The organism is Paenibacillus dendritiformis, assembly GCF_015845845.1.
GTDB classification, from domain to species: Bacteria; Bacillota; Bacilli; order Paenibacillales; family Paenibacillaceae; genus Paenibacillus_B; species Paenibacillus_B dendritiformis_C.
Window position 1 is genome coordinate 1 of sequence record NZ_LDIG01000116.1, and the last position, 5,330, is coordinate 5,330.

Here is a 5,330-nt window from a genome sequence, read left to right on the forward strand (position 1 = left end):
TCGCGTTATCCACGTAGTGATGCAGGATCCGCCATAAGCGTGTATCGTGCTCTCCTACAAATCGACTGATTGCATTCATCGGCATATCCTTGGCTAGTGCAATAATGAGTGCATCAAAGTGCAAGGTAAAGTAATGCTTCGGTTTATCCAGTGCCCACGGCACTTTAACCCGGGTAATGGAATTGCACTTGCCGCAATTCGTGCGAGGATGTTCGGCATGGATGTAGCATGGATACTCAAAGAAGTTGAGATGACGCCACGTACGATCATGGGTCGCGATATCTCGAACCGGTTGATCAGGCTCCCCGCAATTTGAACATGGGAACAATGCTCGCTTACGAAATTTGACATACACATCAAGTTGCTTGGCTTCAAGGCTAAACTCTACACGATCAATGTACCATGGTTCGGGAATATGAAGCAGTTCCTCAAGTTGACCTTCATTTAAATTTGCTGCAAACATATGAAAACACCTGTCCTCTACTGGGTTCTTAATTCCAGTATCGACAAGTCATTGCATTTATAACGGCGAAGAAGCAGTAAATTGAAAGAAACCTATCAACTGGGTAAGTGTGTATTGGACTATGTACAGTTTCTAAGCGACAAAGAACGAATTATATTTTATTATTCAATAGGAGTTCACGCTGACAGCTTAATGAACTATGATGACTCAGTACCCTATATGAAATATGTAGTGGAGAACGATAACTCAGAAAATGGTGCATATAGAGCGAATGCTTATCTTAGCCTATGCAATTCTTCCTATAATACTGGTGACTACAGGGCGAGCCAGGAATACCTAAATGAGTACAGTAAGTACTCTTTTTCGTATGTACACGATAATGTGCATTTTATGTCGGCTTGTATAGAGGGCAAGATGGGGAACGTGGATAGTTCGATTTCCAAGTTGCGTTCTTACTTACAGAATACTTCTGAATACAACCTTATTTATGCTGTTGCTGAACTGCTTGATCAATATTTACAAAAAAAAAGATTTTCATTCAGCCAAGACGCTTCTTGTCTATGAAGAACAAATGGTGAAGTCGTTGCAGGATATTCGCACAACGCCTTTTAAACGAGCGCTTTTAGCTCGTTTTTACAAGAATATGGGGGATATCTTGTATGACGAAGATATCGAAAAATCGTTGGATTATTACATGAAAAGCGTTTTGGAATATGCGGGCATTGGTCAATATGATAATTCAGTCAACAGCCTTAGCTATATCTTTCAAGCGATCGCGAAAGGTGCAATTGTAGATAAGGAAACGTTAAACAAACTTGAATCTGCCATAAAATCAGTAGGACAACTTTTATGGTCCCGATCCGCGTATTTGGTTGACATGGCATCGCGGTGTTCATGGGAAGTAGCCCGGGGATAAAGGGGGAGTAAAGATATTCAGACGCCTTGTGTCGTCTCAAATTGTTGAGAAACCCTGTCCTTTTCTAAAAAGTACAGGGTTTCTCACATGAGAAGGACTCACGTAACGGTGCATTGCGGTCATGTTCACAGCCTGAACCATCCCGCACGGGATGGCTTTTGGTGACCGCTTTTATTGAACGAACCTTCCGATGAACCCGGTCACGGTTTTCTCGTACGTTGCCCGATCCATTCGGTATGCTTCTCCATGTCCGGCTTTCGGAACGATATATAGCTCTTTTTCGGCGGAGCAATTTTCGTAAACTTTATGCACCATCTCCGTCGGCACGAACGTATCGTTGGCCCCATGAATGAAGAGAGTCGGCGTTTTCGACTTTTTCAACTGCTCCAGCGCGGAGGCTTCGCCGAAAAAGTACCCTGCCCGCAGTCTGGTCAGGAGGCTGGTGGCTTCCACGATCGGGAATGCCGGAAGATGATACATGCGCTGGAGCTGGAAGGAAAGCTCATCCTTCACGGAGGTATAACCGCAGTCCTCGACGATGGCTTTCACGTTCGGCGGCAAATCCTCGCCGCTGGTCATCATCACGGTTGCCCCTCCCATCGACACGCCGTGGAGAACGATTTGCGAATATCGTCCCATTCGCGTCCAAAACCCGTTGAATCCATTTCAAGTAATCCTTACGCTCAGGCCAGCCGAAACCGATATAATCGCCTCCGCTTTCCCCATGTCCGCGAGCATCGGGGAGCAGGATGTTGTAGCCCCATTTATCGTGGTACATTCTGGCGTAACCGCTCATTTGCGTTGCGTTCCCCGAATATCCGTGCGCGATGATGACCGTTTTGTCCGACGGCTTCGATGCCGGCAAATAATACGCCTTCAGATGAATGCCGTCATCCGAGTCCATCTCCCAGCGTTCAAAGCTTTGGTTGTTCCACCATTCCTTGTCCGCCCGCGTGGTTTCCTTCGATTCCTCCACCTCCGGACTGGTTTTCAGGTCGGGATTATCGCTCAAAAAGTCCTTCGAAGCGCGCGCAACCGCCACGTGATAAAAGTAGAAGCTCCCGGCGGTAAGGACGACAATGACAAGTACAATCAAGGAAATAAAGCCTGTTACCATTTTTTTCTTCACTTTTGTTCTCTCCTAGTAAACTCCCATGTTAGTTATTTTAATATATCATAATGATCTTCATCGTTTCTATGCTGCCGAGGCTTTGTCGATAGCATGAGACGCCTTGTGGGCGTCATTTTTATGGTATGTTGAACCAAAATAGGGTATGATTACGTGGGTGTAAAATGGCATGAAAATTAAGTTGGTTATTGCTTAGCTGGATTCAACATAGCGAAAGGAGATGTGTTCGTGATGGGTTTGGAAAAATCCTGAATGATATTGAGCGGAAAGGCGAACAAAAAGCGAAAGAAGAGGTAGCAAAACGCATGATTGATTTGGGATTGGACCCCTCGGTCATAGCGGCTGCTACTGGTTTCTCCCATGACAAGATAGATCGGTTGCGAGAAAAATCCCATTGATTCCATTTAATGAGCCGTTCCGAGAGAACGATTCTTAAAATTGCGAATCATTTTTTCAATTCTCACTTGTTGCTTCAAATCCGTAATCGCGCTCGACCTTGCAAACTCTCGTTTTATAGGTGCGATACCATTCTGACCTTGCTGCCAGGCTTCGGTTGGCCGCCGTCCGAACACCGATGGCGAGCTTGGCCTCGATATGATCAGCTCAAAATGACCGACTGAAGTCTGGTCGAAGTCGACCATCAAGGACGCACAGGCATTCCTCACATCTTCGCAAATTGGAGATATCGTTGTCGGTCCGGCTATGGCACATCAAGTTTCTTACGGAGGCAAGGTTGCTGCGGAAGCGATCGTGGGCATGCCTCGCGACGTCAACTGCAAATACATCCTCGCCGTATGCTGAACCGATCCGGAGTGCGCATGAGTATGCTTGTCCGAAGCGGAAGAAGGAAAAAGGCTACGATGCCAACGCCAGCAAGTTCCCTTATATGGCTAACGGACGCGAACTGTCCCCTCGGCGGCAACGCGGAAGGCTTCGTCAAGATCGGCTGATTGGCGAAATCGTGATGGAAGCTGCGGAAGTCGTGCTTGGACATCCGATCCACACAGTGACGTTAAGAGTAATGATTTAATCAAGCCGTATTTCTGCTCCAGGAGCGCTCTGTTATCTTTCTGTTACGGTTCTATTCTGTATTGATTTACTTTGTGCTCTCGCAGCATGATGCTGTGTGGGGCGAACTTCTTATTAACTGTACATGCCAAAATTAGATGTAATTAAATGTAAAAAGAGACACTCTTGTTTCTCTGTGTAAAATAGAAGTATCACCAACCACTTGTTTATGAACTTAAAAATAAATCCATAGATATGGTTGACATTTGCATATATATGTACATATAATGAAGTCATATAAATAACATAAATCAGCCGATATGAATTGGAAGCGGTTTAATTGCAGGAATCTTCATTCACTTTGACAAGTTCTTCGAATTGATTACATTCCATATCTCTTGAAGCGATAAAGCACTTTCTACTTCTTTTCTTAGAATCGCTGTCCAAACAGGCATTACTTCCACGTTTATAACCCCACCTGAATTTTTATTCTCAGAGAACATTCACTTGTTAGGATGGTCGAACAATGAACTGCTCATTTTGACGTCTTAGGCATCGCGATTATGTAGATTTTTAAAATAGAAACTCCAGTCCCGATTTATTAATCGTCCCGATATGTAAACTGAAGCGGTGAAGGCATTATTTCTACAAAAGGGCTGGAAAGACTCCAGTTGTCTTCAAACAACCAATTGAGGAGATGTTAATGTGAAGTACGTAGCTCCAAAGGCCGTGGAAATCAAGTTACCTGCTGATTTAGCTCTTGCGTCACTTCCTTATTAAGGATGAGAAATGGGAAGATTGGATGGTTAAACTCCGTCACACTATAGGCCGCTTATTCTATAAATGCTGATAAATAGAATTATATTTGCAAATATAAGAAATAAATATCTATTTGCATTGTATTCTATGTTTTAGGATTGGTAAATACCTTCCCAACTCTATAGAAAGGAGGTTATAGGAACTAAATAACACCATTGAGATAACATCTTGTATAAAACTCATAAGGAGTGGGAAGCGGTAGGACAGTCCACTAAAAAAGATGAGAGGAGCAAGATGTAAATTGATGAGACTGAAGAGCATCTTAATGTGCGTTCTCTTGTTTACAATTCCGATAACACCTGCATTTGCAAAGATCCCACCGTCACAAGTTCTATTCGAGGCAGCAGAGATCAAAGATGTCGAAACTCTAATCAATAGAGCAAAGAATGGAGTATCGGATATTCCGCACGCAACCGTAACCTTAGATGCGGTCGTGACAAAAGTAAAGGGTTCCTCTATCATTGAAGAGAAAATCGAGACTTACTCCACGACTCAAAAAATTAAAGCTGTAAGATTTACTTCTGGCGCATTAACGGAAAGTTACGTTACAACCCGTGTTGCACTTATTGCATCCGACGGTAGTCAATATAAAGCCGATAATGATGCCTCCCTTGGAGTTAAGGCATACAGCACTGTTTATTGGGATTATGTTACCATTAATAATGAAACCTGAATCCGTGAAATGAAATCATAGAAAAGTTAGAAAATGAGCCGCCGGTAAAGTAAAATAAGGAAAAAGGGAAGAATTCCCGTATTTCTTTAACTCACCCCGGAGGTGCCATTGATGAAACCCGTACGTTTTCAACTGGATCAGTCCGTGGAGATGCTGACCGCTCATTCCGGTCTTGCCCTCATTGGCTTGCTCCTTTCCCATACCCAGATTGCCAAGCGCTTGACTCGTTCCTCGCTTCCCGGTGTACATCAACCCACGGTCACTCACCCGGATGTGGTCTACGCGTACCTGGGGCTACTTTGTCAAGGGAAAAGTGACTTTG

The 5,330-nt window shown here is 44.1% G+C and carries 4 protein-coding genes and 2 pseudogenes; 4 read left to right on the forward strand and 2 right to left on the reverse strand.

Annotated features, from left to right (window positions below; genetic code table 11):
- On the reverse strand, positions 1-463 hold a 463-nt coding region (locus tag ABD76_RS10120), incomplete at its 3' end, for a helix-turn-helix domain-containing protein (protein ID WP_197254405.1).
- A gap of 487 nt (positions 464-950) precedes the next feature.
- On the opposite strand from ABD76_RS10120, the gene ABD76_RS10125 reads away from it, so the two are divergent.
- Entirely contained in the window at positions 951-1,379 is a 429-nt protein-coding gene (locus ABD76_RS10125; protein ID WP_197256560.1) for a hypothetical protein, read from the forward strand.
- Between the two features lie 171 nt (positions 1,380-1,550).
- Here the strand turns inward: ABD76_RS10125 and ABD76_RS30940 are convergent.
- Positions 1,551-2,496: pseudogene (locus ABD76_RS30940) on the reverse strand (alpha/beta hydrolase).
- A gap of 745 nt (positions 2,497-3,241) precedes the next feature.
- On the opposite strand from ABD76_RS30940, the gene ABD76_RS30945 reads away from it, so the two are divergent.
- The 3 genes and pseudogenes from ABD76_RS30945 to ABD76_RS10145 form a co-directional block, all read left to right on the forward strand.
- Positions 3,242-3,538 (forward strand): hypothetical protein, encoded by a 297-nt coding sequence (locus tag ABD76_RS30945; RefSeq protein WP_420901937.1) that lies wholly within the window; start codon positions 3,242-3,244, stop codon positions 3,536-3,538.
- A 1,041-nt stretch (positions 3,539-4,579) separates the two neighbouring features.
- Positions 4,580-5,008, forward strand: a complete 429-nt coding sequence (locus ABD76_RS10140; RefSeq protein ID WP_197256561.1) for a hypothetical protein — start codon at positions 4,580-4,582, stop codon at positions 5,006-5,008.
- 111 nt (positions 5,009-5,119) lie between these two features.
- Positions 5,120-5,330, forward strand: a pseudogene (locus tag ABD76_RS10145) (IS1380 family transposase); the annotation flags it as partial.